Here is a 24,568-nt window from a genome sequence, read left to right on the forward strand (position 1 = left end):
CATCTGGAGCCCTAGGCGGCTGGAACACATGCGGAATACATAATCGCCGCTTGTATTCCGTAACCCGCCATCCGGCAGTTAGATTATTATAACATTGGAAAATGGTGGACGCACTTGGGCTCGAACCAAGGACCCGCTGATTAAGAGTCAGCTGCTCTACCAACTGAGCTATGCGTCCATGACCGGCCTGTAAGTGGCGCTTTGGAGAGGCGCCGGCCCCGTCGGGAGGCGGCCAATTAGCAGTGGTTTCGGATCGTGCAAACCCTTTTTCGCACTGCGGCGAAATTTTTCATCACCAGCGGACGGTGCGGCGGTTCTGGCGGTCGATCGACATCAGGATGCCGAGGCACAGCAACACCGTCATCTGGGCGGAACTGCCGAAACTGACGAGCGGCAAGGGGATGCCGACGACGGGAGCCAGGCCCATGACCATCGAGAGATTGATCGCGACGTAGAAGAATATCGTCGTCGCCAGCCCTGCGGCCGTCAGGCGCGCGAAACGGCTGGTCGCCTGCTGGCCGACGTTGATGCCCCAGCGAATCACCAGCAGGAACGCCAGGATCAACAGGCAGCCGCCGATCAGGCCCCATTCCTCGGCCATGGTCGCGAAGACGAAGTCGGTGTGACCTTCGGGCAGATAGTCGAGATGGCTCTGCGTGCCGTTGAGGAACCCCTTGCCCCACAGCCCGCCGGAGCCGATCGCGATCTTCGACTGGCTGATATGGTAGCCGGTTCCGAGTGGATCGCTTTCGGGATCGAGGAAGATGAGTACCCGATTGCGCTGATAGTCGTGCAGCAGGAAGTTGAACGCGATCGGTACGGCGATGGCGAGGCTGAGCGCGCCGCCGATGAACAGCCGCAATGGCACGCCGGCGAGGAACATCACCACGACGCCGCCGCCACAGACCATCAGCGCAGTGCCGAGGTCGGGTTGTTTCATGATCAGCAGCGCCGGGATTCCGATCAGCAGCGCCGCTGGCCAGATCGCGCCGAAGCGCCGCGTCTCGTTCGGCGGGAGCATGTCGTAGAAGCGCGCGCAGGCGAGCACGATCGCGGGCTTCATGAATTCGGACGGTTGCAGGCGGATGCCGACATCGAGCCAGCGCTGGCTGCCGCCGCGGACGGCTCCGACGAGCTCGACCAGCACGAGGGCAATGACGATGATGACATAGGCCGGCAACGCCGCCGATCGCCATGTCCTTTCGGGCACGTAGGACAGGCCCAGCGCGGCGGCGAGCAGCACGAAGAAGCGGATGCCCTGCGACAACGCCCACGGCCTCAGCGAGCCGCCAGCGGCCGAATAGAGCACGACCTGCCCGAAACCGCCGATCAGGACGACGAGCAGGATTACCCGCCAGGGAAGCCGGGCGATGGGATCGGGGATGAAGCCGCCGCGGTTCATGGTTCGGTCCGTTCGGTAGAGCCATCCTCGGCGACGCTGTTACCGAAGGGGCTTTCGGGTGCGAGCGCCGCCTGCGTCCGGTTGGCGAGGTCCGTCGCGGCTTCCACCGCGTCCGAATCGCTGGGGACGGTGGCATCCGTCTTCGTCGCGTTGGCGGCGGGTGGTGGCGACTGGGCAGCGCGATAGGCGGCGGCCTGTGCGTTCATCCGTGTCGCGATGTCGCCGCCCCAGCTCGGTTCGACCTCGGCGAGGCTCTTCATCGCGCGATCGCGATCGAACAGCCACGTCATTATGTCGCGGCCGATCATCGGCGTGTCGAGGTTGCGGACGGTGTGGCCGTTGTGTTCGAGCACGACGGCCGCGGCGTAGCGTGGGTTGTCGGCGGGGGCGAAGCAGACGAACAGCGCGTGATCGCGCAGCTTGAAGGGCAATTGGCCGTTCTTGAGCACGCCGGTGCTGCGCCGTTCCGCCATGGTGATGCGTCGGACCTGGGCCGTCCCCGTCTTGGCGGCGAGGCTCACGCCGGGGATCAGCAGGCGGGCGGCGCCGCCGGTACCGCCCTGATTGACGACGCCGTACATCGCGTCGCGGACGATCGCGAGGTGTTCGGACGCCACCGGAAGGGCGGGTGCGTCGAGATGGACGCGGTTGGCAAGCAGGCTCGGCTGCAGCGCGCGACCGGATGCGAGCCGTGCCGCCATCACCGCGAGCTGTAGCGGGTTGGTCAGCACATAACCCTGACCGATCGAGGCGTTGATGCCGTCGGCGACGGTCCAGTTCGTCTTGTACTTACGCCGCTTCCATGCCGAATCGGGCACCGTACCGTAGCGCTGGGTAGCGAGCGGCAGGTCGAACTTCTCGCCCAGCCCGAGCAGGCGCGCGGTGGGAGCGATCTTGTCGTAGCCCAGCCGGCGGACCATCTCGAAAAAATAGATGTCACAACTCTGCTCAATCGCCCCCTTCAAGTCGAGCGGACCGTGGCCGCCGCGCTTATGGCAGTGGAAGACGCCGGTGCCGACCCGCATTGCGCCCGAGCAGAAGATACGATCGTGCGCGCCGACGCCGGCGGAGAGCAACGCGAGGCCGTTCATCGGCTTCACCGTCGATCCGGGCGGATACAGGCCCTGCGTCACCTTGTTCATCAGTGGAACGTGATCGTCCTCCGACAGCATCTGCCATTCGAGGTGGCTGATCCCGTCCGAGAAGCTGTTGGGATCGTAGGCAGGCATCGATACCGAAGCCAGCATTTCGCCTGTTCGGCAGTCGAGCACCACCGCCGAACCGGAGTTTGTGCCGAGACGTCGGGCGGCATATTCCTGGAGCCCGGCGTCGATGGTCAGACGTGCCGTCTTGCCCGGCACATCGGCACGGGTCGGAAGTTCCGCCACGACCTTGCCGCGCGCCGTCACCTCCACACGCTTGGCGCCGGCCGTCCCGCGCAACTGCTTTTCCAGCTGCTTTTCCAGCCCGTCCTTGCCCAGCTTGAAACCAGGCGTGACGAGCAGCGGGTCGCGCGTTTCCTTATATTGTTCGGCGTTGGCGGCACCGACATAGCCGGTCAGATGCGCGACTGCGGCGCCGGCGGGATAGGCACGCGCGAAACCCCGGGTCGGCGCGACGCCAGGCAGTTCCGGCTGGCGCAGGCTGACCGCGGCAAACTTGTCCCAACTGATGTTCTCGGCGACCTGCACCGGCTGAAAACCCGCGGCGCTTTCGATATCGATCTTGATGCGTTCGACCTCTTCGGGCGGCAGCGCGAGGAGGCTCGCGAGCAGTCGGAGCACGCGGTCGCGGCCCTCGTCTCCGCCCTCCAGCCGGTCGGGAATGATGTCGACGCGGAAATCGGTGCGGTTGTTGGCGAGCGGCGCGCCGTGGCGATCTACGATCCAGCCCCGCCGCGGCGGAATCATCGTCAGATTGACACGGTTGCTTTCGGAAAGGAGATTGTACTTCTCGTTCTGCGCGATCGCCAGCCACCCCATCCGCCCGGCGAGCAGCACGCCGATACCCGCTTGCGCGGTGCCGAGCAGCCAGGCGCGCCGCGAAAAGCTGTACTGCTGCATCGCTTCGGTGACGATCCGCGGCGAACGCCTCATTGCGCCGGGCCCCGTTTGCGATCGATCCACGCCACCAGACGGGCCGAGAGGGGAAAGAGCATCACCGCGATCATGATCTGCGCCATTAGCACGGTATCGACGTGCGCGCCGATGGGCAGAGCGATCCAGCGCCCGATCGTGAGGCAGAAGGTGATGCCGCCGCTTGCGATCAGCCAGTCCTGCCAGAAGTCGCGAAAAACCAGTCGCTGCTCGGTGAGGTCGATCGCGATAAAGCAGAGCGACCAGAGCAGCACCGCCGAACCCAACGGCTGACCGCTGACCAGATCGTCGAACAGGCCGAGCGGGGCGGCGGCCCATGGACGGAGTGCGAAACGCGCAAGCAGTCGCCATGTCAGCAGCATGATGAGGCCGAGCGGGGGCATCAACGGCAGGCTGGCGACGACGGGCACTACGGCGGTGAGCGCGGATCCGCCGAGCACGGTCGACCATGGCACGGCGCGGGCCCGTCCCGGCGGCAACGACGGCTCGAACGGCCGATAGTCGATCGTATTCCGGGTCACCGTATCAAGGTGCCGCGGGACGGGGTGCGGGCGGGAGTGGCATCGGCATGAACGGGCGCTCGACCAGCGCAAAATCGAGCGAGTCGGGCGCGGCGAAGGGGATGGCGGTGACGCTGTCTGCACCACCCCGTTCGACCTGCGCGACCGGTACGCCCGGCGCATAGAGCCCACCGGTGCCGGAGGTGACGAACATATCACCCTGCGCGAAGCGAACGTTGGTGGCGTTGACCGAGCGGATGTCGATGCGCCCGTCGCCGCGCCCGGCAGCGATCGCGGGCAGGCCGTCGCGGGTGCGGCGCACTGGCACCAGACTTTCGGGATCGGTCAGCAACAGCACACGCGCGGCGACCGGGCCGGTTTCGAGGACGCGCCCGACGAGGCCGTTGGGACCGCGTACGGGCATACCGGGCCGTACGCCCTGGAAACGGCCTGCGTTGAGCAGGGCGAAGCGACGACCGCTCGATGCGGTCGATCCAACCAGCCGCGCCGTGACCACCGGTTCCGGCGTGCGCTCCCGCACGGCCAGCAAGGCGCGTAACCGGCGATTGTCATAGGCGATCGTACGCGCCCGCGTCAGCAACGCGCGGGCCCGCTTCGCCTCGGCGCGCAGATCGTCGTTCTCACCATGAACGCGGAACCACGTCCCGATCGCCTGCGGCACCGTCATCACCGCGTCCGACACGGCATCGAGGCCCGATGCGACTGGGGTGGTGACGCTGGCGACACCCATCCGCAACGCACTGAACGCTGGCGGATTGAAGGTCGAGACGACGAGCAAAACCGCCCCCACCACCGCCCCCGCCACCGCGAGTACGTAGCCGAGAAACGTCGAATATTGCCGCCGCCGCGAGAAACCCGTGCGACGGTCGCGGGCAGGCGCCATGCGCCGGTCCCCCCGTCTGTTGAGAAGTTACGCCGTGTAGCTCGCCGGGCTCAGCCTGTCTGCAACACGCCCCGGAACATCGGATCTTCCAGCGCACGCCCGGTGCCGAGCGCGACGCAGGTCAGCGGGTCTTCGGCGACGGTCACCGGCAAGCCGGTTTCGTCGCGCAGCACCTCGTCCAGCCCCTCCAGCAGCGCGCCGCCACCGGTCAGGACGATGCCCTGATCGACGATGTCGGCGGCGAGTTCGGGTGCGGTGTTTTCCAGCGCGACGCGGACGCCCTCGACGATCGTCGCGACCGGTTCGGACAACGCCTCCGCGATCTGGCCCTGGTTGATCTGGATCTCCTTGGGCACACCGTTGACGAGGTCGCGGCCCTTGATGAAGATGATCTTGCCGATGCCGTCGGCGGGTGGGCGGGCGATGCCGACCTCCTGCTTGATGCGTTCTGCGGTGGCTTCGCCGATCAGCAGGTTGTGGTTGCGGCGGACGTAGCTGACGATGGCCTCGTCCATCTTGTCACCACCGACTCGCACGCTGGTGGTGTAGGCGAGGCCGCGAAGCGACAGCACCGCAACTTCCGTCGTGCCGCCGCCGATGTCGACGACCATCGAACCGATCGGCTCCGTGACGGGCATGTCGGCGCCGATCGCGGCGGCCATCGGCTCCTCGATCAGGTAGACCTGGCTCGCACCGGCGTTAGAGGCGGCGTCGCGGATCGCGCGGCGTTCGACCTTGGTTGATCCCGAAGGCACGCAGATCACGATTTCCGGCCAGCGGGCGAACTTGCGCGGCCCGTGCACCTTGCGGATGAAGTGCTTGATCATCTCCTCCGCGACGTCGATGTCGGCGATGACGCCATCGCGGAGCGGGCGGATCGCCTCGATCGATCCGGGGGTCTTGCCCATCATCAGCTTGGCGTCGTCACCGACCGCCTTCACCCGCTTGACGCCGTTGATCGTCTCGACCGCCACCACCGACGGTTCGTTGAGCACGATGCCGCGACCGCGGACGTAGACCAGCGTATTCGCTGTGCCGAGATCGATCGCCATGTCGTGGGACATGAATTTGAAGAAGCGGGGGAATGGAAATGCCATCGGGCGCTGGGTTCCGTGTTCGGGACGCAAAAAGCTCCGCATGATCCGCCGCAGACCGTGTCGGCCATGAAGTTCGTCACGTTGTGCGGAAGGCTCGCGGGATGCGTTCGCTTGGTATAGAGCTTGCGGCGTGTCAATACGCCGTCTTCCCGAACATCTCGTCAATCGTATCGCCGCCGGTGAAGTGGTGGAAAGGCCCGCCAGCGCGTTAAAGGAGCTGGTCGAGAACGCGATCGACGCTGGGGCGAATCGGATTGCAGTAACCCTTTCGGAAGGGGGGCTTTCGCGCATCGGGGTTACGGACGATGGCTGCGGCATGACGCCCGCCGACATGGCTTTGGCGCTGGAACGGCATGCAACGTCAAAATTACCCGATGAGGCGATCGATCTGGTGACGACCCTCGGGTTTCGCGGTGAGGCGCTGCCGTCGATCGCCAGCGTCGCGCGGCTGACGATCGAGTCCCGCGTTGTGGGTGCGGAGGGCTGGGCGCGGGTGGTGGATAATGGCGCGGTCGTGCGCGAAGGGCCCGCCGCGCTGCCGCCGGGCACGCGGGTGATCGTCGAGGAATTGTTCGGGCGGGTGCCGGCGCGGCGCAAGTTCCTGCGATCAGCGCGGGCGGAATATGCCGCCTGTCTCGATGTCGTACGCCGGCTCGCGATGGCGCGACCCGACCTTGCCTTCACGTTGGAACATGACGGGCGACGGGCGCTTGGTGTGGCTCAGGCGGACGACCGACCGGCACGGGTCGCGGCGCTGACGGATCGGGCGCTTGCCGACAATGCGGTGCCGGTCGATCTCGAGCGCGACGGGATCGTGCTGGGCGGGGTGGCGAGCATTCCGACCTACAATCGCGGGGTCGCGGATCACCAATATCTGTTCGTCAACGGGCGACCGGTGCGTGACCGGCTGCTGATGGGCGCGATCCGGGGCGCCTATGCGGAGATGCTGCCGCGGGATCGACACGCGGTGGTGGCGCTGTTCCTCGACGTGCCGCCGAGCGAGGTGGATGTGAACGTCCATCCGGCGAAGACCGAAGTGCGCTTTCGCGATCCTGCGATGGTGCGGGGGATGATCGTATCCGGTCTGCGCCGGGCGCTGGATGCGGCCGGACATCGCAGTGTCCAGCGACCGAGCGAGGATGCGCTGGCGATGTGGCGGCCCGAGCTGGCTGCCGTGCCAGTGCCGGGATGGGGGCCAATGGCGGATGCCGGCCCGGGGGCAGCGGGTTATCAGGGCGTGCGCGATCGCCCGACGTTCTTTACGGCGCCGCCGGCGGCGCGCGCCGAACCCGCATGGGCGCCGGCGCCGCAAACCGTAGCGCATCCGCTCGGCGTAGCCCGCGGGCAGGTTGCCCAGACCTATATCGTCGCGGAGGCGGAAGATGGCTTGGTGCTGGTCGACCAGCATGCCGCGCATGAACGACTGGTGCTCGAACGGATGCGCGCGGCGCTCGCCGGGGGACAAATCGCGGCCCAGGCCTTGCTGATTCCGGAGGTCGTCGAGCTGGACGAGCCGGCATGCGACCGGCTGGAGGCGCGTGCGGATGAACTTGCCGAGCTGGGCCTCGACCTCGAACGATTCGGTCCCGCTGCGATGCTGGTTCGGTCGACGCCGGCGCTGCTGGGGCAGGCGGACCCGACCGGCTTGGTCACCGACCTTGCCGACGAACTCGCCGCCTTCGACGAAGCCCTGTCGTTGCGCGAGCGACTGGATGCGGTAGCCGGAACGATGGCGTGCCACGGTTCGGTCCGCGCGGGGCGGGTGCTCGGCGTGGCCGAGATGAATGCACTGCTCCGCGAGATGGAGGTGACGCCGCATTCCGGCCAGTGCAACCACGGTCGTCCCACATGGGTAAAATTGTCGATGACGGATGTGGAAAAGCTTTTCGGCCGAAAATGATCAGCTTGGCCTAGCTCCCGGTGCGTTAGTTGGGCGCGTCTGCAACGGCAAAAAAGCCGCTTGCCGGACCCTTTGATCAGTCCTCCGCAAGCACAGTCGCAGACATCCTTGTCAAAGCCGCTTTCGCGGAGGTGTTGTCATGCCTAAAGTGATGTGCCGGTTTGGGATGCCGGTTCCTGCGGCGTTCATGCAATCGCAACCTTTGCGGTCGGCGTGCATTCAGACTCCGACACCATAATTCTGGGTTGCCGTATCATGAAGCAGATTTTTCCGGTCGTCCTCGCGTTGATCCCACTCGCCGCGGTGGTGGGTGCATGCATCAGCTGCCCCTGATCGACGGACCATTTCGACAAAGAAAAGGCCGCCCGGTGATACACCGGGCGGCCTTTTCGTATGTCGGCGATGGGCCGGCAGAGGGAGATTAGCTCTGTGCCTGCTCCGCATCAGCCCGATCGTCCGACTGCACTTCGGCAGTCGCGCCCGGCTCGGCGTTGGGATCGTAATCCTCGACGAAGCCGGCTTCGTCGCGCTCGAACATCGATGCCATGACATCGACGCCGGTCGCCTGCATCTCGGCCTCTTCGGGCGAGCGTGCGACGTTGACCTTGACGGTCACCGCAACTTCCGGGTGCAACGCGACGCGCACCTCGTACACGCCGATCGACTTGATCGGCTTGTCGAGCACGACCTGGTTCTTGGCGACCTTGTGGCCATCGGCCTCGAGCGCTTCGACCAGATCGCGAACCGCGACCGAACCATAGAGCTGGCCGGTGTTCGATGCCTGACGGATCAGGGTGACCGATGCGTCCTTGAAGCTCTGCGCATCCTTCTCGGCTTCGCCGCGACGGTTGGCATTGTCCGATTCGATGCGGGCGCGATTAGCCTCGAACACCTTGCGGTTGGCTTCGTTGGCGCGCAGCGCCTTCTTGTTCGGCAGCAGGAAGTTACGGGCGAAACCGTCCTTAACCTTCACCACGTCGCCGATGGCGCCGAGCTTCTCGACGCGCTCAAGCAGAATGACGTCCATGTGTCGGACTCCTTACTTAACGACGTAGGGCAGCAGGCCCAGATGACGGGCGCGCTTGATGGCCTGGGCCAGCTCGCGCTGCTTCTTCGCGCTCACCGACGTGATGCGCGACGGCACGATCTTGCCACGCTCGGACACGAAGCCCTGGAGCAGCCGGACGTCCTTATAGTCGATCCGGGGAGCGTCCTTGGCCGAGAACGGGCAGGACTTGCGGCGGCGGAAAAACGGGCGAGCCATTATGCGGCCTCCTCTTCACGGTCACGACGGGGGCCACGATCAGGACGGTCGCCGCGCGGGCCACCATCGCGTCCGCCATCACGGCCACCTTCACGGTCGCCACGACGCTCACGATCACGCTCCTGCTTGCGCATCATCACGGTCGGACCGTCTTCCAGCTCATCGACCTTGACGGTCATGTAGCGGATCACGTCCTCGTTGATCTGGGTCTGGCGCTCCAGCTCGGCGACCACGTTGCCCGGGGCATCGATCTCGAGCATGACGTAATGCGCCTTGCGGTTCTTGGCGATGCGATAGGCGAGGCTGCGAAGGCCCCACGTCTCGGTCTTGACGACCTTGCCGCCATTGTCTTCGATGATCTTGGTGGCGTTTTCCGCCAGCGCGTCCACCTGCGCCTGTGCCAGATCCTGGCGCGCAAGGAACGTGTGCTCGTACAGAGCCATGCCTTGTCCTTCGTTGGCCGATCGCTGACGCCGCCCCATGCGACGCCCCTCCGGCTGTCTTCTCTCGTGCAATACGAACCGGGGCGGAGAGACTGGCTCTCCACCCCGGATGTGGGCCTCATACCGACCTCGCCACTAATAGCAAGGTGACTTGGCGGTTAGCGGAACGAACGCTGGATCACGCGGACCACAGTGCCGTTGTTGCGTACGAGGATCGCATCGTTGCCCGAACGCGCCCAATACTGCCCGCGCCCCGGAGCGGCGAGACGATAGGTGCGATAGTCGCGGACAACCCGGTAGTTGGTGGCGTAACGGCGGTCGAAGTGCTGGCCGGCGCGCCAGTTGCGCGGGCCGTTGTTGCGAATGCCGTTATTGCGGACGGTCGTGCGCTGCGTCACAACGGTGCGACCGTTCGGACGCTCCTTGACGGTCGTGACGGTGCGCTCGCGCTGGACCGGCGCAGCCTCCGCGGCGCTTACGGCCATCGGGCTGGCGACCAGGGTAGCGGCGATGGCGCTCAGGATCAGCTTCTTCATGACAAAACTCCCATTCGATTACAGGCGCCGTTCTGTCCGGCGTCGAAGCAAGAGATAGGAGCGAGATGTCGCATACCTCTTTCAACAACCTCGCAAAACGGTCGCAACGTGTCGCAACTCGGCAAGGTTCGTTCAGGTTGCGTGTCGGCCGGAGCGGGCCTAGTGCCGCGACCCTGCAATCACAGGAGACGCGCGATGCGGGCATTCATCTTTCCGGGGCAGGGGAGCCAAGCGGTCGGCATGGGCAAAGCGTTGCGCGAAGCCAGCCCGGTCGCACGCGAGGTGTTCGGCGAGGTCGACGAGGCGCTGGGCCAGCATCTGTTCCGGCTGATGACCGAGGGGCCGGCGGAGGACCTGCAACTCACCGAGAATGCACAGCCCGCTATCATGGCGAATGCGATCGCAACGCTGCGCGTGCTGGAGCGGGAAGGCGGCGTGCGGCTGGCCGACAAAGCAGATTATGTCGCCGGGCATAGTCTTGGCGAATATAGCGCCCTGTGCGCGGCAGGCACGTTTGATCTGGCGACGACGGCGCGACTGCTGAAGCTGCGGGGACAGGCGATGCAGGCGGCGGTGCCGGTCGGTGAGGGGGCGATGGCGGCGCTGCTCGGCGCGGACCTCGACAAGGCGCAGACGATCGCCGGGGCGGCAGTGGACGCGATTCTCGCTGAAGGCGGCAAGGAACTGGTCTGCACCGTGGCGAACGACAACGATCCGTCGCAGGTGGTGATTTCCGGCCATCGTCTCGCAATCGAGCGCGCGGTGGCGATGGCGAAGGATCTGGGCGCAAAGCGTGCGGTGCTGCTGCCGGTATCCGCGCCGTTCCACTGCCCGCTGATGCAGCCGGCCGCCGATGCGATGGATGCGGCGCTGGCCGATGCGCGCATCGCCGCGCCGCTGGTGCGGGTGTTCGCCAACGTCGATGCGGTGGCGATCGCCGATCCCGGCGCGATCCGGGTTGCTCTGGTGCAGCAGGTGACGGGCATGGTCCGTTGGCGCGAATCGGTGCTCGCGATGGTCGATGCGGGGGTGACGCAGTTCGTCGAATTCGGCGGCAAGGTCCTCTCCCCCATGGTCAAGCGCATCGCCCCCGACGCGGAGGCGATCAGCGTGGTCACGATGGACGACATCGAGGATTTGCTTAAGAAGGTGTGATCGAGAGCCAGCGCATGAAGGTTTGTTCACGCGGAGACGCGGAGACGCGGAGAAGAAGTGAGGGACATCGACCAGATCAGCGTGACGTTCTCGATCTGGCTTTGAGGATGCATCGCGATCTTGGGCCAGGACTGCTCGAAAGCGTTTATGAAACCGTGCTTGCTGGCAAGCTTATCGCGCTTGGTTATTCCGTTGCCCGCCAACGGCCGGTCGAGATCGAGTTCGAGGGTATGCGCTTCGACGTAGCGTTCCGTATCGATCTTCTTGTAGACGAGCGACTGCTCGTAGAGATCAAATCCGTCGAGCGGCTGACGATCATCCATGCCAAACAATTGTTGACCTATCTACGCCTCACCAAGCAGCCCGTCGGGCTGCTCATCAACTTCGGTGGCGCGACGCTCAAGGAGGGAGTGCGACGATCGTCAATGACCATCGCCCCTCCGCGTCTCCGCGTCTCCGCGTGAACAATCTTCTTGGAGACTAAATATGTTCGATCTCACTGGTATGACTGCGCTCGTCACCGGCGCTTCCGGCGGTATCGGGTCCGCTATCGCCAAGGCGCTGGCGGGGCAGGGAGCCAAGCTGGCGGTGTCGGGGTCCAATGCCGACAAGCTGGAGGCGTTTCGCGCCGGGTTGGGGGGCGAGCATGTCGCGGTGCCTTGCGACCTGTCGGATGCCGCCGCGGTGGATGCATTGGTGCCGCAGGCGGTGGCGGCGTTGGGGGGGCGGATCGATATCCTCGTCAACAACGCCGGCGTCACGCGCGATAATCTGGCGATGCGGATGAAGGACGAGGAATGGGATCAGGTGATCCGCGTCAACCTCGAAGCCGCATTCCGGCTGATCCGCGCGGCCGCCAAGCCGATGATGAAGCAGCGCTTCGGCCGCGTCGTGTCGATCACCTCGGTCGTCGGCCAGACCGGCAATCCGGGGCAGGCGAACTACGCCGCGTCGAAGGCGGGCCTCGTAGGCATGTCGAAGGCGCTGGCGCAGGAACTCGCCAGCCGTAATATCACCGTCAATTGCGTCGCGCCCGGGTTCATCCGCTCGGCGATGACCGACGGCCTGCCCGAGGTGCAGAAAACCGCGCTGCTCGGCCGCATCCCGGCGGGTGATCTCGGCACCGGAGAGGACATCGGTGCCGCGGTCGTCTATCTCGCCAGCCGTGAGGCGGGGTATGTCACCGGACAGACCTTGCACGTCAACGGCGGTATGGCCATGATCTAGGCCGGGTTTGGGAATCGGCCGTTCGGCACGACCCTGAACAGACGCTTGCCACCTGAACCTGCCCGTTCTACGGGCGTTCAGGAACAAACAAACACCCCCAAAGCGAAGAGGGAATATACCATGAGCGAGACCGCCGACCGCGTGAAGAAGATCGTCGTCGAGCATCTCGGCGTCGAAGCCGACAAGGTGACCGAGGACGCGAGCTTCATCGACGACCTGGGTGCCGACAGCCTCGACATCGTCGAGCTCGTCATGGCGTTCGAGGAAGAGTTCGGGGTCGAAATCCCCGACGATGCCGCCGAGAAGATCACGACCGTCAAGGACGCGATCACCTATATCGACGAGCACAAGGCCTAAGATCCGCGGCTGCGGCCAAACCCGATGTCATCGGGTCGGATTTGAACGGCTCCCCGTCCCCGGCTAGAGGGCGGGGAGCCGTTTCGCGTTGTAAGGAACGTCGCCCCGTCGCGAATGCGGGGTCTCAGGCGGCATGAGGTTTCCGGTGTCGAGCCGGAGATGACGAAAGAAGGAAGAACAGCATGCGTCGCGTCGTCGTCACCGGTCTTGGCCTCGTCACCCCGCTGGGCGCGGATGTGGAAACCGCCTGGGCCAACATCATCGCCTCGAAGTCGGGCGCGGACACGATCCGGCGTTTCGATGCGACGGACTATCATTCGAATTACGCCTGCGAAGTGAAGCCGGCGGATCACGAATATGGCTTCGACGCGGGCAAGCGCGTCGATCACAAGATCCAGCGCCAGGTCGATCCGTTCATCGTCTATGGCATCGATGCCGCCGGTCAGGCGCTCGAGGATGCGGGCCTGACCGAGATGACCGAGGCCGAGCGCTTCCGCGCCGGCTGTTCGATCGGGTCGGGCATCGGTGGCCTGCCGGGGATCGAGAGCGAATCGCTGGTGCTTGCCGCCAAGGGGCCGAAGCGCGTGTCGCCGCACTTCGTCCATGGTCGGCTGATCAACCTGATCTCGGGTCAGGTCTCTATCAAATACGGGCTGATGGGCCCCAATCACGCGGTCGTCACCGCCTGTTCGACCGGCGCGCATTCGATCGGCGACGCCGCGCGGATGATCGCAATGGACGATGCCGACGTGATGCTCGCGGGCGGCGCAGAGAGCGCGATCTGTCCGATCGGCATCGCCGGCTTCGGGCAGGCGCGCGCGCTGTCCACCAACTTCCGCGACGAACCGTGGCGCGGCAGCCGCCCCTACGACCGCGACCGCGACGGCTTCGTGATGGGCGAGGGTGCGGGCGTGCTGTGCCTGGAGGAATACGAGCGGGCCAAGGCGCGCGGCGCGCATATCTATGCCGAAGTGATCGGTTACGGCCTGTCCGGCGATGCCTATCACGTCACCGCGCCGCATCCGGAGGGCTCGGGCGCGTTCCGGTCGATGGAGATGGCGATGCGCAAGTCCGGCCTGCGGCTGGAGGACATCGACTATATCAACGCGCACGGCACCTCGACCCCGCTCGGCGACGAACTGGAACTGGGCGCGGTGCGCAAGCTGTTCGGAGCGTCGCTCGACGGCGTGTCGATGTCGTCGACCAAGTCGGCGATCGGCCATCTGCTCGGCGGCGCGGGTGCGGTCGAATCGATCTTCTGCATCCTCGCGATGCGCGACGGCATCGTGCCGCCGACGCTCAACCTCGACAATCCGAGTGAGAATTGTGTCGGCGTTGACCTCGTCCCGCATGTCGCCAAGAAGCGGCAGGTGAAGGCGGTGCTCAACAATTCGTTCGGGTTCGGCGGCACCAATGCGTCGCTGGTGATGAAGGCGCTCTGATCGCGTGCGCAAGGTCGGTTGCCTCGGTTTGCTGATCGGCCTTGCGGCGATCGTCGCCGCGTTCCTCGTGGTACAGGGCTGGGGCGGGAGCGGTCCCGCGCCGAAGACCCTGACCGTGCAGGTAGCGGAGGGCAGCAGCCTCGCCGCCGCCGCCCGGGAACTGGAGCAGGCAGGTGCGATAAGGTCCGCCAGCCGGTTCCGGCTGCTGGCGCGAGTGTTCGGGTCGGGCGAGCCGATCAAGGCGGGCGAGTACCGCATTCCCGCACGCACCAGCCCGTCCGATATCCTGAAGATGTTGCAGGGCGGAAAGGTGCTGCAACGGCTGGTGGTGGTGCCGGAGGGCTATCCGTCGGTGCTGGTCCATGATGCGCTGGCCAAGGCCGACGGGCTGACCGGCAGCGTGCCGGTGCCTGCCGAGGGTTCGGTGCTACCCGACAGCTACGCCTTCCAGCGCGGCGATACGCGGGCATCGGTGGTGACCCGGATGCAGACCGCGATGCGGGACTATCTTGCTCAGGCATGGACGAAACGGAAGCCGGGAATTGCGGTGAGCACGCCCGAACAGGCGATCATTCTCGCCTCGATCGTCGAAAAGGAAACCGGCAAGCCGTCCGAACGGCGCACGGTTGCTGCGGTGTACGCCAATCGCCTGAAGCGTGGCATGCCGCTGCAGGCGGACCCAACAGTGATCTATCCGATCACCAAAGGGCGCCCGCTCGGCCGCCGCATCCTGCGGTCGGAGCTGCGAGCCAAGAACGGGTACAACACCTATGCCGAGGCCGGGCTACCGGCGGGACCGATCGCGAATCCCGGACGGGCGTCGATCGACGCCGTGCTCGATCCGGCGCAGTCCAACGCACTGTACTTCGTTGCGGATGGCACCGGCGGGCATGTCTTCGCCGACACGCTCGATCAGCATAATGCAAACGTACGCAAATGGTACGCGATCCGCCGCCAGCGCGGCGAGATGTAGGCGTTTACCCGCTGCCGTCATTGTCAGGAATGTAGGCGACGCGACATCCGCGCTCGCAGCGATCACCTCGCTACGCTGCGATAACGAAGCGCGGGAAGAGCGCCGGCAGAGCCGCCCGGATCAGACCAGGCGGCTCTGCTTCACCGCAGCCTCGATGAAGCTCGCGAACAGGGGATGCGGGTCGAACGGCTTGCTCTTTAGTTCCGGATGGAACTGGACGCCGACGAACCAGGGGTGATCCGGCCGCTCGACGATCTCGGGCAGGGTGCCGTCCGGCGACATGCCGCTGAACACCAGACCGCCCTGTTCCAGCGCATCCTTGTAGTTGGTGTTGACCTCGTAGCGGTGGCGGTGACGTTCGTGGATCGTGGTGCCGCCGTAGATCGACGACACGACGCTGTTGCCATCCAGTGCGGCTTCATAGGCGCCGAGTCGCATCGTGCCGCCCATGTCGCCCTGCTCTTCACGCTTTTCGAGACCATCGCGGCCCATCCATTCGGTGATGAGGCCGACTACGGGTTCCTCGGTGGGCCCAAACTCCGTCGATGACGCGCCCGCGATGCCGGCGAGGTCGCGTGCGCCCTCGACACAGGCCATCTGCATGCCGAAACAAATGCCGAAATAGGGGATCTCGCGCTCGCGGGCGAATTTGACCGACTTGATCTTTCCTTCGGCACCACGCTCGCCGAACGCGCCGGGCACGAGGATCGCGTCGCAGGGTTCGAGCTGGCCGATGATCTCCGAATCGTCGTTTTCGAACAGTTCGGCGTCGATCCAGCGGACGTTGACCTTGACCCGGTTGGCGATGCCGCCGTGGACCAGAGCCTCGTTCAGCGACTTGTAGGCGTCCTGGAGGCCGACATACTTGCCGACCACTCCGACGGTGACCTCCCCCTCGGGATTGGTCAGGCGATCCATGATCTCCGTCCACCGAGACAGGTCCGGTGCGGAGGACGGTGTGATGCCGAAGGCGCGCAGCACCTCCGAATCGAGGCCTTCGCCGTGATATTGCAGCGGTACCGCATAGATGCTCTTGGCATCCAGCGCCGGGATGACGGCGCTTTCCGGCACGTTGCAGAACAAGGCGATCTTGGCGCGGTCCGACGGCGGCAGCGGGTGTTCGCAACGGCAGACCAGCACATCGGGCTGTACGCCCAGCGCCGCGAGCTCGCGCACCGAATGCTGCGTCGGCTTGGTCTTCAATTCCCCCGCTGCCGCAATGTACGGCACCAGCGTCACGTGGATGCTGATGGCATTGCCGCGGCCGACTTCGTTCTTCAACTGGCGGATCGCCTCGATGAACGGCAGCGATTCGATGTCTCCGACGGTGCCGCCGATCTCGCACAGCACGAAGTCGAGGTCGTCGGTTTCCGCCCGCGCGAATGCCTTGATCGCGTCCGTGACGTGCGGGATCACCTGCACCGTAGCGCCGAGGTAGTCGCCGCGCCGCTCGCGCTCGATGATCGTCTTGTAGATCCGGCCGGAGGTGACGTTGTCCGACTGGCGCGATGCGACGCCGGTGAAGCGTTCGTAATGACCGAGGTCGAGGTCGGTCTCCGCGCCGTCGTCGGTGACGTAGACTTCGCCATGCTGGTACGGGCTCATCGTGCCTGGATCGACGTTGAGATAGGGATCGAACTTTCGAATCCGGACGCGATAACCGCGTGCCTGAAGCAAAGCTGCGAGAGAGGCCGCCATGAGGCCCTTGCCGAGCGACGAGACCACGCCGCCGGTTATGAAGATGTACCGCGCCATGGGAGAAATCGCCTAGCGTGTTTGGGGGTCGAACGACAAGAGCGCGCGGGGGGGACCCGCGCGCGATTTACGATGAACGGTGGATCGGCTTAGCGCTGGAGCGGCACCGCGCCGTTGTCGGCAGGCGCGTTCGGCACGGCATCCTGTGCCGGAGCCGGTGCGGCAGCCGCCGGGGGCGTCCGGGCGAGCGACGTATCGATCGTCTGCGTCTGGCGGCTGGCCGCGATGAAGGCGAGCGCGATCGACATGCAGACGAACACCGTGGCGAGGATCGCCGTCATCTTGGTGAGGAAATCGGCCGCACCGCGCGCCGACATCAGTCCCGACGGGCTACCGCCCATGCCGAGGCCACCACCCTCCGACCGCTGCATCAGGATCACCGTCACGAGCGCGGCAGCGATGATGGCATGTAGGACGAGAAGGAAGGTGAACATCTAAGGTCCCGAATATCGGATGAAGGCGCGCACATAGGCGAGGGCCGGCCCGCGATCAACCGCCCGTTCCTGCCGACCGTCACCGGCAGGATGTCCGACTTATTACACATGCCTGTTCATTTAACGGAAACCCGGGACGTGCGGGGGCGTTATGACCGCGAAACAAAGCCCCGAAAACGGCGCAGAAACGGATATTTGATCGTGGGTACAGCCGCGCAGTCCCTTGCCACCTGGATGACGGCCCTGGTCGATTACGTCCGGTCGGGAGAGCCCGATCTGACCAATCGTCAGATGGCGCTGCTCCTTCTCGTCTACCTCAATCCCGGCCCTCATACGGTGCGCGGTCTGGCGCGGGCGCTGAACGTCTCGAAGCCCGTCGTCACGCGCGCCTTGAACAGGCTGGGTGCGCTCGGCTATCTGCGCCGTCAACGTGACGACAGCGACAAGCGCAACATCTTCGTCGCGCGTACTTCCGAAGGGGCAGAGTTTCTTGAAGAGTTCGGGCAATTCCTTGGCGAAGGCGACCCCCGGTCGCTCCAGCCCGCCCTCGCGTAGGGCCTTCGCCCTCACCGGCCCATCGGTCGACCTCGACCCGAAGACGCACGCGGTGCGTGGCGACCTCGCCGATGTTCGCTTGGCTGAACAGGTATTTGCTCCGCATTACGCGGCGCCGCTGAAGGCGCGGGTGCTGACTGGCATCGCGCTGTTCGCCGATCGCAACCTCAGTGAGCCGATTGGCGATCTTGCTCCGGGAGACGTGTTCGAGGTGCTGGAAGTCGCCGGGAAGCATGCCTGGGGGCTTTCCGTACGGGCGGGAATGGTTGGTTATGTCGATCGCACGGCGCTCGACAAGGTTTCGGATTTCGATTCGTGAGTGTCACGGTCTTCATCGACGGTGCGGTCGGTACGACCGGTATAGACATCCGTGATCGACTGGCCGGCAGGACCGACCTGACAGTCGTGACGCTGGATGACGATCGGCGTAAGGACGCTTCGGCGCGCGCCGAAGCGCTAAATGATGCGGATATCGCCATTCTCTGCCTGCCAGACGAGGCCGCGCGCGAGGCCGTTGCTCTGGTACGGGGCGGGATACGGGGCGGGACGACGCGGATCATCGATGCATCCTCCGCGCACCGCGTGGCCGACGGATGGACCTACGGCTTTCCGGAACTGGCGCCAGGACAGGGCGAACGGATCGCCATGTCCCGCTTCGTGTCGAATCCGGGATGCTACCCCACCGCCTTCCTCGCACTGATGGCGCCGCTGGTTCGCGCCGGGCTGGTGCCGACCGACTGGCCGCTGACCTACAATGCCACATCCGGCTATTCGGGCGGGGGCAAGTCGATGATTGCCGAATTCGAACAGGGCGGCACCGACACCGCGTTCCGAATTTACGCCCTCCGCCTGTCCCACAAGCACCTGCCCGAGATGCGCGATCATGCCGGCCTCACGCATCCGCCGATCTTCGCACCCGCCGTCGCGCGGCTGAATCGCGGCATGCTGGGTGAGATACCCCTCCCGTTGAAGCAATTGCCGGGCGCCCCGAGCCTTGCGCAGATCGAGGATACGCTCGCCGCCGCCTATCGGGACAGTACGCTCGTCTCGGTCGCTTCCGGTGATCCGGCTGCCGTGGAGATCGAGGAAAACGCCGGCACCGATCGTATGACCTTGCGCGTCTGCGGCAATGCCGACAGCGGCCATGTCCGCCTGATCGCGACGCTCGACAATCTGGGCAAGGGCGCCGGTGGTGCTGCCGTACAGAATCTCAATATCATGGCCGGGCTCGATCCGCTCGCCGGCCTCATCCTCTAGAAATCCAAGGATCGTCATGCAGCGCAATCCCGTCGGCAAGCTGCTCCTGTTCGGAGCGACCGGTGACCTCGCGCAGCGCATGCTGCTGCCCTCTCTCTATGGCCTGCACGCCGACGGACTGCTGCCGGATGGGCTGACGATCACCGGTTCGGCGCGCAGCGACCTCGACGATGCCGGTTTTCGCGACTTCGCCAAGAAGGCGCTGGACGAGTTCCTGCCGGCCGATCGCAAGGACGAAGGTGCCCTGTCGGGGTTCCTTGATCGCATCTTCTACCAGTCGGTCGATCTGTCGGATCAGTCGACGTATCAGGCGTTGGCCGAAAAGGTCGGCGACGTCTCCGGCGGTCTCGCCATCTATCTGTCGACGGCGCCATCGCTGTTCGAACCGGCGGTGAAGGGGCTGAAAAGCGTCGGCCTTGCCGGGGACACGGTGCGCATCGGCCTGGAAAAGCCGCTTGGCTACGATCTGGGCTCGAGCAAGGAGATCAACGACACCGTTGCCTCCGTCTTCCCGGAAGACCGCATCTTCCGTATCGACCATTACCTCGGCAAGGAAACGGTCCAGAACATTCTGGCGTTACGCTTCGGCAACTCGATGTTCGAGCCGATCTGGAACGCGCAAGGGATCGACAACGTCCAGATCACGATCGCCGAAACCGTCGGTCTCGAGGATCGCGCCGGTTATTACGAGGGCGCCGGCGCGTTGCGCGACATGGTCGCCAACCACATGCTCCAGCTGGTCGCGCTGATCGCCATGGAGCCGCCGGCCTTGTACGACGGCACTGCGATCCGCGACGAAAAAGCCAAAGTTTTCCGATCGATGCGCAAGATCGAAGCCGAGGCCGTGCAACAATGCACCGTGACCGGCCAGTATGAAGAAGGCGCCGTCGGCGGCAAGGTCGTGAAGGGCTATGACGACGAGCTTGGCTATGACAGCAACGTCGAGACGTTCGTCGCGATCAAGGCGCATATCGACAACTGGCGCTGGCAAGGCGTGCCCTTCTACCTGCGCACCGGCAAGCGCATGGCGAAGCGTCGCAGCGAGATCGCGATCCAGTTCAAGCCTGTGCCGCATTCGATGTTCCGCGGTCGCGGCGGTCTGCTCCAGCCCAACACGCTGGTGATCCGCCTGCAGCCCGAGGAATATGTCCAATTGCTGGTGATGACCAAGGAACCCGGGCTCGATCGCGAGGGTGTGCGCCTGCGCGAAGTACCGCTGAACCTGAGCCTGGACGCCGAATTCGCCGGATCCCGGCGCCGCATCGCCTACGAGCGCTTGCTGCTCGACCTGATCGAAGGGGATCAGACGTTATTCGTCCGCCGCGACGAGGTGGAGGCGCAGTGGACCTGGATCGACGCCATCCGCGCCGGATGGGAGGCGAACAAGACCAAGCCCAAGCATTACAGCGCCGGCACCTGGGGGCCGGCTGGCGCGATCGGCCTCACCGAGCGCGACGGGGTGACCTGGCAGGACGATTGAACCTGCGTTTGCAGAACCAAACGACCGCGCAAAACCTTCCCCCATACGTATGCGGGGCCACTTACCTTGCGGGCACACCGGGTCTATCGGGTGCTCGACCATACGCGCAGAACACGAGAGAACACACGGATGAGCGAAATCGAATGGTGGGATTATGACGACGCGGCCGAAATGGCCAATGCCGTCGCGGGTGATATCCAGTTCATCATCGAGGCGGCGATCGATGCGCGCGGCGCGGCGGTGATCGCGCTGTCGGGCGGCAAGACGCCGGTTCCGATCTATGAAAAGCTCGCCAAGGCGAAGCTCGACTGGAAGCGGGTGACGATCGTCCCCACCGACGAGCGTATCGTACCGTTGGGTGATGCGCTGTCCAACGTCACCATGATCGCCAAGGCCTTCATCCCCAAGGGCGCACGCGTCATGCCGATCGTCCCGCAGGCGACCGCCGATTACAAAAGTGCCGGTCGTTCGGCGGACGCGCTGATGCAGGATCTGCACTGGCCGCTCGACCTGTGCCTGCTCGGCGTCGGTGGCGATGGCCACACCGCATCGATCTTCCCCGGCCCCGATTTCGACGAGGCGCTGGCCGGGCCGAAGGAGCGGCGCGCGCTCGGCGTCATGCCCGATCCGCTGCCGTCTGAGGCGCCGGTCGCCCGCGTGACGCTCAGCCGCGAAGGCATCGTCACGGCGCGCGCACTGATGATCGCGGTCACTGGACAGGGCAAACGCGACGTCATCGAACGCGCGATCGATCAGGGGCCGTCCTCGCCCTACCCGATCGGTCGCGTGCTCGCGGACGCCGAGCTGCCCGTCGATATCCACTGGGCGCCCTGAGCCTCCCTCCATCGCACTCCTCCCCGGGACCCGCGCCATGAACTCCGAAGTCTCCGCCGTCACCGACCGGATCATCGAGCGATCGAGGGAGAGCCGCGCCGCCTATCTCGCGCTGATCGAGCGCGAACGGGACAACGGCGCCCGTCGTCCGCAACTCGGCTGCGCCAATCTGGCGCACGCCTATGCGGGCACCGAGGAGGATCGCGACACGCTGCGTGCCGATACCGGCATGAACATAGGCATCGTCACCGCCTATAACGACATGCTGTCGGCGCACGCGGTCTATTATCGCTACCCCGAGTTGATGAAGGTCTGGGCGCGCGAGGTCGGCGCTACGGCGCAGGTCGCTGGCGGCGTACCGGCGATGTGCGACGGCGTGACGCAAGGCTATCCCGGCATGGAGCTGTCGCTGTTCAGCCGAGACACGATCGCGCTGTCGACCGCAATTGCGCTCAGCCATGGCACGTTCGAAGGCGCGGCGCTGCTCGGTATCTGTGACAAGATCGTACCGGGGCTGCTGATGGGGGCGCTGCGCTTCGGCCATCTGCCGATGGTGTTGATCCCCGGCGGCCCGATGCCGTCCGGCCTTGCCAACAAGGCCAAGGCGGCGGTGCGCGAGGCCTATGCTGAAGGGAAGGCGGGCCGCGAGGAGCTGCTGGATGCCGAGATACAGGCGTATCACGGCAAGGGCACCTGTACCTTCTACGGCACTGCCAACACCAACCAGATGATGATGGAGGTGATGGGCCTGCACATGCCCGGCGCCGCCTTCGTGAACCCGGGCACCAAACTGCGTCAGGAACTCACCCGCGCCGCCGTCCACCGGCTGGCGAAGATAGGCTGGCGCGGCGACGATTACCGCCCCCTCGGCCATTGCGTGGATGAAAAGGCGATCGTCAACGCCGCCGTCGGCCTGCTCGCAACCGGTGGATCCACCAATCACCTGCTCCATGTACCAGCCATCGCCCGCGCCGCCGGGATCGTCATCGACTGGGAGGATTTCGACCGCCTCAGCCGCGCCGTCCCGCTGATCGCCCGCGTCTATCCCAACGGATCGGCGGACGTGAACGCGTTCGAGGCGGCGGGCGGCATGCCCTTCGTCGTCAGGGAACTGCTCTCCGCCGGCCTGCTGCACGGCGACATCACCACCGTCACCGGCGACGATCTGTCCGCCTATGCGGAAAAGCCGGTAATCGCCGACGAACAGCTCGCGTGGGAGCCAGTCGGCGACAGCGGCGACACAAGCATCCTCCGCCCGGTCGCCGAAGCCTTCTCCCCCGACGGCGGCATGCGCATCCTCGCCGGCAACATCGGCCGGTCGTGCATCAAGGTATCCGCGGTCGACCGCGAGCGCTGGGTGATCGAGGCGCCGGCGCGCGTCTTCCACGACCAGCTCGACGTGATCGAGGCGTTCAAGCGCGGCGAGCTGGAACAGGACGTCGTCGTCGTCGTCCGCTTCCAGGGTCCCCGCGCCAACGGCATGCCCGAACTGCACAAGCTGACCCCACCGCTGGGCGTGCTGCAGAACCGCGGCTTCAAGGTTGCGCTCGTGACAGATGGCCGCATGTCGGGCGCCAGCGGCAAGGTGCCCTGCGCGATCCATTGTTCGCCGGAAGCGCTGGGCAACGGCGCGATCGGCAAGATTCGTGATGGCGACATCATCCGCGTCGATGCGGTCAACGGTCGGCTCGACGCGCTGGTCGATGCCGCGGAATGGCTTGAGCGTCCATTATGCGACGCACCGGGCGCGGCGACCGGCATGGGCCGCGAGCTGTTCGGCATGTTCCGCGGGCTGGCGGACGAGGCCGAAAAGGGCGCATCGGGCATGCTGGCGGTAGCGGGGCTTTAACGCTCCGTGCTCCTGCGCAGGCAGGAGCCCAGGGCCACCAGCGGTGCGTTCGGAACTCTGGGCTCCTGCCCGCGCAGGAGCACAAGAAGCGGTGATTGGAGAGAGAAGCATGCAACTCGTCAGCGTCGACATCGGCGGCACCCACGCCCGCTTCGCCATTGCGGAAGTCGAGGACGGCCACGTCGTCGCGCTCGGCGAACCCGTGACGCTGAAGACCGCGGAACACGCCAGCCTGCAGACCGCATGGCAGGCGTTCGCCGCCCGTCACGGCACCCCGCTCCCCAAGGCGGCGGCGATCTCCGTCGCCTCGCCGATCACCGGCGACATCATCCGCCTGACCAACAATCCGTGGGTGATCCGCCCCTCGCTGATCCCCGAACGGCTGGGGGCCGATGTCTACACCGTCATCAACGATTTCGGCGCGGTAGGCCACGCCGTGGCGCAGTTGCCAGCCGAGCATTTCGAACATCTCTGTGGTCCGGACAACGCGCTACCGGCGCAGGGCGTTACCACCGTCTGCGGACCCGGCACCGGGCTTGGCGTCGCGCAGGTCTTCAAGACCGACGGCCGTTACCACGTTCTCCCGACCGAAGGAGGGCACGTCGATTACGCGCCACTCGACGGGATCGAGGACGCCTTCGTCAAGCGCCTCCGTCGCACCTACACGCGCGTCTCCGCCGAGCGCATCTGCTCCGGCCCCGGTATCGTCGCGATCTACGAAACGCTCGCCGAGATGGAGGGGCGCGCCGTGCCCAGCCGCGACGACAAGACGATCTGGACCGAGGCGATCGAGGGCACCGATTCGATCGCGCTCGCCGCGCTCGACCGCTTCTGCCTCGCGCTAGGCGCGGTGGCGGGCGACCTCGCGCTGGCGCATGGCGCGAAGGGCGTAGTGATCGCGGGTGGGCTCGGCCTGCGGATCAAGGACAAACTGATCCGCTCCGGCTTCGATCAGCGCTTTCAGGCCAAGGGCCGGTTCCAGACTTTGATGGCGGGCATTCCCGTCAAGCTCATTACCCACCCGCAGCCGGGCCTGTTCGGTGCCGCGGCCGCTTTTGCCCAAGAACACGCTTAGAAAGGCAGCACGCATCGTGACCGATATCGCGAC

Annotated in this window: 24 protein-coding genes, 1 tRNA gene and 1 pseudogene; 14 read left to right on the plus strand and 12 right to left on the minus strand. The window is 65.5% G+C overall.

The window, feature by feature from the left end; all coding sequences use genetic code 11:
- Nucleotides 1-102: 102 nt before the first annotated feature.
- The 6 genes from LRA87_RS07205 to LRA87_RS07230 all read right to left on the minus strand — a co-directional run bounded on the left by LRA87_RS07205 (nucleotide 103) and on the right by LRA87_RS07230 (nucleotide 5,999).
- Nucleotides 103-178: transfer RNA gene (locus LRA87_RS07205), tRNA-Lys, on the minus strand.
- A gap of 114 nt (nucleotides 179-292) precedes the next feature.
- On the minus strand, nucleotides 293-1,402 hold the full coding sequence (rodA, locus tag LRA87_RS07210) for a rod shape-determining protein RodA (protein ID WP_230630552.1): 1,110 nt from the start codon (nucleotides 1,400-1,402) through the stop codon (nucleotides 293-295).
- Entirely contained in the window at nucleotides 1,399-3,498 is a 2,100-nt protein-coding gene (gene mrdA, locus LRA87_RS07215) for a penicillin-binding protein 2 (protein ID WP_230630554.1), read from the minus strand. The genes rodA and mrdA overlap by 4 nt, the downstream gene beginning before the upstream one ends.
- Nucleotides 3,495-4,019, minus strand: coding sequence for a rod shape-determining protein MreD (gene mreD, locus LRA87_RS07220; RefSeq protein ID WP_230630556.1), 525 nt, complete (start codon nucleotides 4,017-4,019; stop codon nucleotides 3,495-3,497). The genes mrdA and mreD overlap by 4 nt, the downstream gene beginning before the upstream one ends.
- 4 nt (nucleotides 4,020-4,023) lie before the next feature.
- Complete coding sequence (gene mreC, locus LRA87_RS07225) at nucleotides 4,024-4,902, minus strand: rod shape-determining protein MreC (RefSeq protein ID WP_230630558.1); 879 nt, start codon at nucleotides 4,900-4,902, stop codon at nucleotides 4,024-4,026.
- Nucleotides 4,903-4,952: 50 nt separating this feature from the next.
- On the minus strand, nucleotides 4,953-5,999 hold the full coding sequence (locus tag LRA87_RS07230) for a rod shape-determining protein (protein WP_277998318.1): 1,047 nt from the start codon (nucleotides 5,997-5,999) through the stop codon (nucleotides 4,953-4,955).
- 130 nt (nucleotides 6,000-6,129) lie between these two features.
- On the opposite strand from LRA87_RS07230, the gene mutL reads away from it, so the two are divergent.
- Nucleotides 6,130-7,899 carry a DNA mismatch repair endonuclease MutL gene (gene mutL / locus LRA87_RS07235; protein ID WP_230630559.1) on the plus strand — a complete coding sequence of 590 codons (1,770 nt, stop codon included), beginning with the start codon at nucleotides 6,130-6,132 and terminating at the stop codon, nucleotides 7,897-7,899.
- Between the two features lie 421 nt (nucleotides 7,900-8,320).
- On the opposite strand, the gene rplI is transcribed toward mutL, so the two are convergent.
- The 4 genes from rplI to LRA87_RS07255 form a co-directional block, all read right to left on the minus strand.
- Nucleotides 8,321-8,926, minus strand: coding sequence for a 50S ribosomal protein L9 (rplI, locus tag LRA87_RS07240; protein ID WP_230630561.1), 606 nt, complete (start codon nucleotides 8,924-8,926; stop codon nucleotides 8,321-8,323).
- 12 nt (nucleotides 8,927-8,938) lie between these two features.
- Complete coding sequence (rpsR, locus tag LRA87_RS07245; protein WP_007403456.1) at nucleotides 8,939-9,163, minus strand: 30S ribosomal protein S18; 225 nt, start codon at nucleotides 9,161-9,163, stop codon at nucleotides 8,939-8,941.
- Nucleotides 9,163-9,606: a 30S ribosomal protein S6 gene (gene rpsF / locus LRA87_RS07250; RefSeq protein WP_230630563.1), complete on the minus strand. Its 444-nt coding sequence runs from the start codon at nucleotides 9,604-9,606 to the stop codon at nucleotides 9,163-9,165. The genes rpsR and rpsF overlap by 1 nt, the downstream gene beginning before the upstream one ends.
- A 158-nt stretch (nucleotides 9,607-9,764) precedes the next feature.
- Complete coding sequence (locus LRA87_RS07255; RefSeq protein WP_230630565.1) at nucleotides 9,765-10,142, minus strand: RcnB family protein; 378 nt, start codon at nucleotides 10,140-10,142, stop codon at nucleotides 9,765-9,767.
- Nucleotides 10,143-10,337: 195 nt separating this feature from the next.
- Between LRA87_RS07255 and fabD the strand changes: the two genes are divergently transcribed.
- The 6 genes and pseudogenes from fabD to mltG all read left to right on the plus strand — a co-directional run bounded on the left by fabD (nucleotide 10,338) and on the right by mltG (nucleotide 15,296).
- Nucleotides 10,338-11,297 carry an ACP S-malonyltransferase gene (fabD, locus tag LRA87_RS07260; RefSeq protein ID WP_230630566.1) on the plus strand — a complete coding sequence of 320 codons (960 nt, stop codon included), beginning with the start codon at nucleotides 10,338-10,340 and terminating at the stop codon, nucleotides 11,295-11,297.
- 57 nt (nucleotides 11,298-11,354) lie between these two features.
- A pseudogene (locus LRA87_RS07265) lies at nucleotides 11,355-11,781 on the plus strand (GxxExxY protein).
- Between the two features lie 2 nt (nucleotides 11,782-11,783).
- The gene (gene fabG / locus LRA87_RS07270; RefSeq protein ID WP_230630568.1) at nucleotides 11,784-12,524 is read left to right on the plus strand and encodes a 3-oxoacyl-[acyl-carrier-protein] reductase; all 741 of its coding nucleotides are present in this window, start codon (nucleotides 11,784-11,786) and stop codon (nucleotides 12,522-12,524) included.
- Between the two features lie 120 nt (nucleotides 12,525-12,644).
- On the plus strand, nucleotides 12,645-12,881 hold the full coding sequence (locus LRA87_RS07275) for an acyl carrier protein (protein WP_017979028.1): 237 nt from the start codon (nucleotides 12,645-12,647) through the stop codon (nucleotides 12,879-12,881).
- A gap of 182 nt (nucleotides 12,882-13,063) precedes the next feature.
- Nucleotides 13,064-14,323, plus strand: coding sequence for a beta-ketoacyl-ACP synthase II (gene fabF / locus LRA87_RS07280; protein WP_230630570.1), 1,260 nt, complete (start codon nucleotides 13,064-13,066; stop codon nucleotides 14,321-14,323).
- A gap of 4 nt (nucleotides 14,324-14,327) precedes the next feature.
- A complete protein-coding gene (gene mltG / locus LRA87_RS07285; RefSeq protein WP_230630572.1) occupies nucleotides 14,328-15,296 on the plus strand; it encodes an endolytic transglycosylase MltG in 969 nt (322 codons plus the stop codon).
- A 120-nt stretch (nucleotides 15,297-15,416) separates the two neighbouring features.
- Here mltG and LRA87_RS07290 read toward each other — a convergent pair whose 3' ends face one another.
- A complete protein-coding gene (locus tag LRA87_RS07290; RefSeq protein WP_230630574.1) occupies nucleotides 15,417-17,051 on the minus strand; it encodes a CTP synthase in 1,635 nt (544 codons plus the stop codon).
- 89 nt (nucleotides 17,052-17,140) lie between these two features.
- Nucleotides 17,141-17,485, minus strand: coding sequence for a preprotein translocase subunit SecG (gene secG / locus LRA87_RS07295; RefSeq protein ID WP_230630576.1), 345 nt, complete (start codon nucleotides 17,483-17,485; stop codon nucleotides 17,141-17,143).
- A gap of 234 nt (nucleotides 17,486-17,719) precedes the next feature.
- Here secG and LRA87_RS07300 point away from each other — a divergent pair, with 234 nt between their 5' ends.
- From LRA87_RS07300 to glk, 7 genes are all read left to right on the plus strand, one after another.
- Nucleotides 17,720-18,040: a MarR family transcriptional regulator gene (locus LRA87_RS07300; protein ID WP_230631182.1), complete on the plus strand. Its 321-nt coding sequence runs from the start codon at nucleotides 17,720-17,722 to the stop codon at nucleotides 18,038-18,040.
- Nucleotides 18,041-18,092: 52 nt separating this feature from the next.
- On the plus strand, nucleotides 18,093-18,359 hold the full coding sequence (locus LRA87_RS07305; RefSeq protein ID WP_230630578.1) for an SH3 domain-containing protein: 267 nt from the start codon (nucleotides 18,093-18,095) through the stop codon (nucleotides 18,357-18,359).
- Nucleotides 18,356-19,297: an N-acetyl-gamma-glutamyl-phosphate reductase gene (gene argC, locus LRA87_RS07310; RefSeq protein ID WP_230630580.1), complete on the plus strand. Its 942-nt coding sequence runs from the start codon at nucleotides 18,356-18,358 to the stop codon at nucleotides 19,295-19,297. Before LRA87_RS07305 ends, argC begins: the two co-directional genes overlap by 4 nt.
- A gap of 16 nt (nucleotides 19,298-19,313) precedes the next feature.
- On the plus strand, nucleotides 19,314-20,777 hold the full coding sequence (gene zwf / locus LRA87_RS07315; RefSeq protein WP_230630582.1) for a glucose-6-phosphate dehydrogenase: 1,464 nt from the start codon (nucleotides 19,314-19,316) through the stop codon (nucleotides 20,775-20,777).
- Nucleotides 20,778-20,906: 129 nt separating this feature from the next.
- Nucleotides 20,907-21,611: a 6-phosphogluconolactonase gene (gene pgl, locus LRA87_RS07320; RefSeq protein WP_230630584.1), complete on the plus strand. Its 705-nt coding sequence runs from the start codon at nucleotides 20,907-20,909 to the stop codon at nucleotides 21,609-21,611.
- 37 nt (nucleotides 21,612-21,648) lie between these two features.
- Nucleotides 21,649-23,460, plus strand: coding sequence for a phosphogluconate dehydratase (gene edd, locus LRA87_RS07325; RefSeq protein ID WP_230630586.1), 1,812 nt, complete (start codon nucleotides 21,649-21,651; stop codon nucleotides 23,458-23,460).
- Between the two features lie 109 nt (nucleotides 23,461-23,569).
- Nucleotides 23,570-24,535 (plus strand): glucokinase, encoded by a 966-nt coding sequence (gene glk, locus LRA87_RS07330; protein ID WP_230630588.1) that lies wholly within the window; start codon nucleotides 23,570-23,572, stop codon nucleotides 24,533-24,535.
- The last annotated feature ends 33 nt before the right edge of the window (nucleotides 24,536-24,568 follow it).

The organism is Sphingomonas sp. Leaf37 (assembly GCF_920939475.1).
In the GTDB taxonomy this organism is placed as follows: Bacteria; Pseudomonadota; Alphaproteobacteria; order Sphingomonadales; family Sphingomonadaceae; genus Sphingomonas.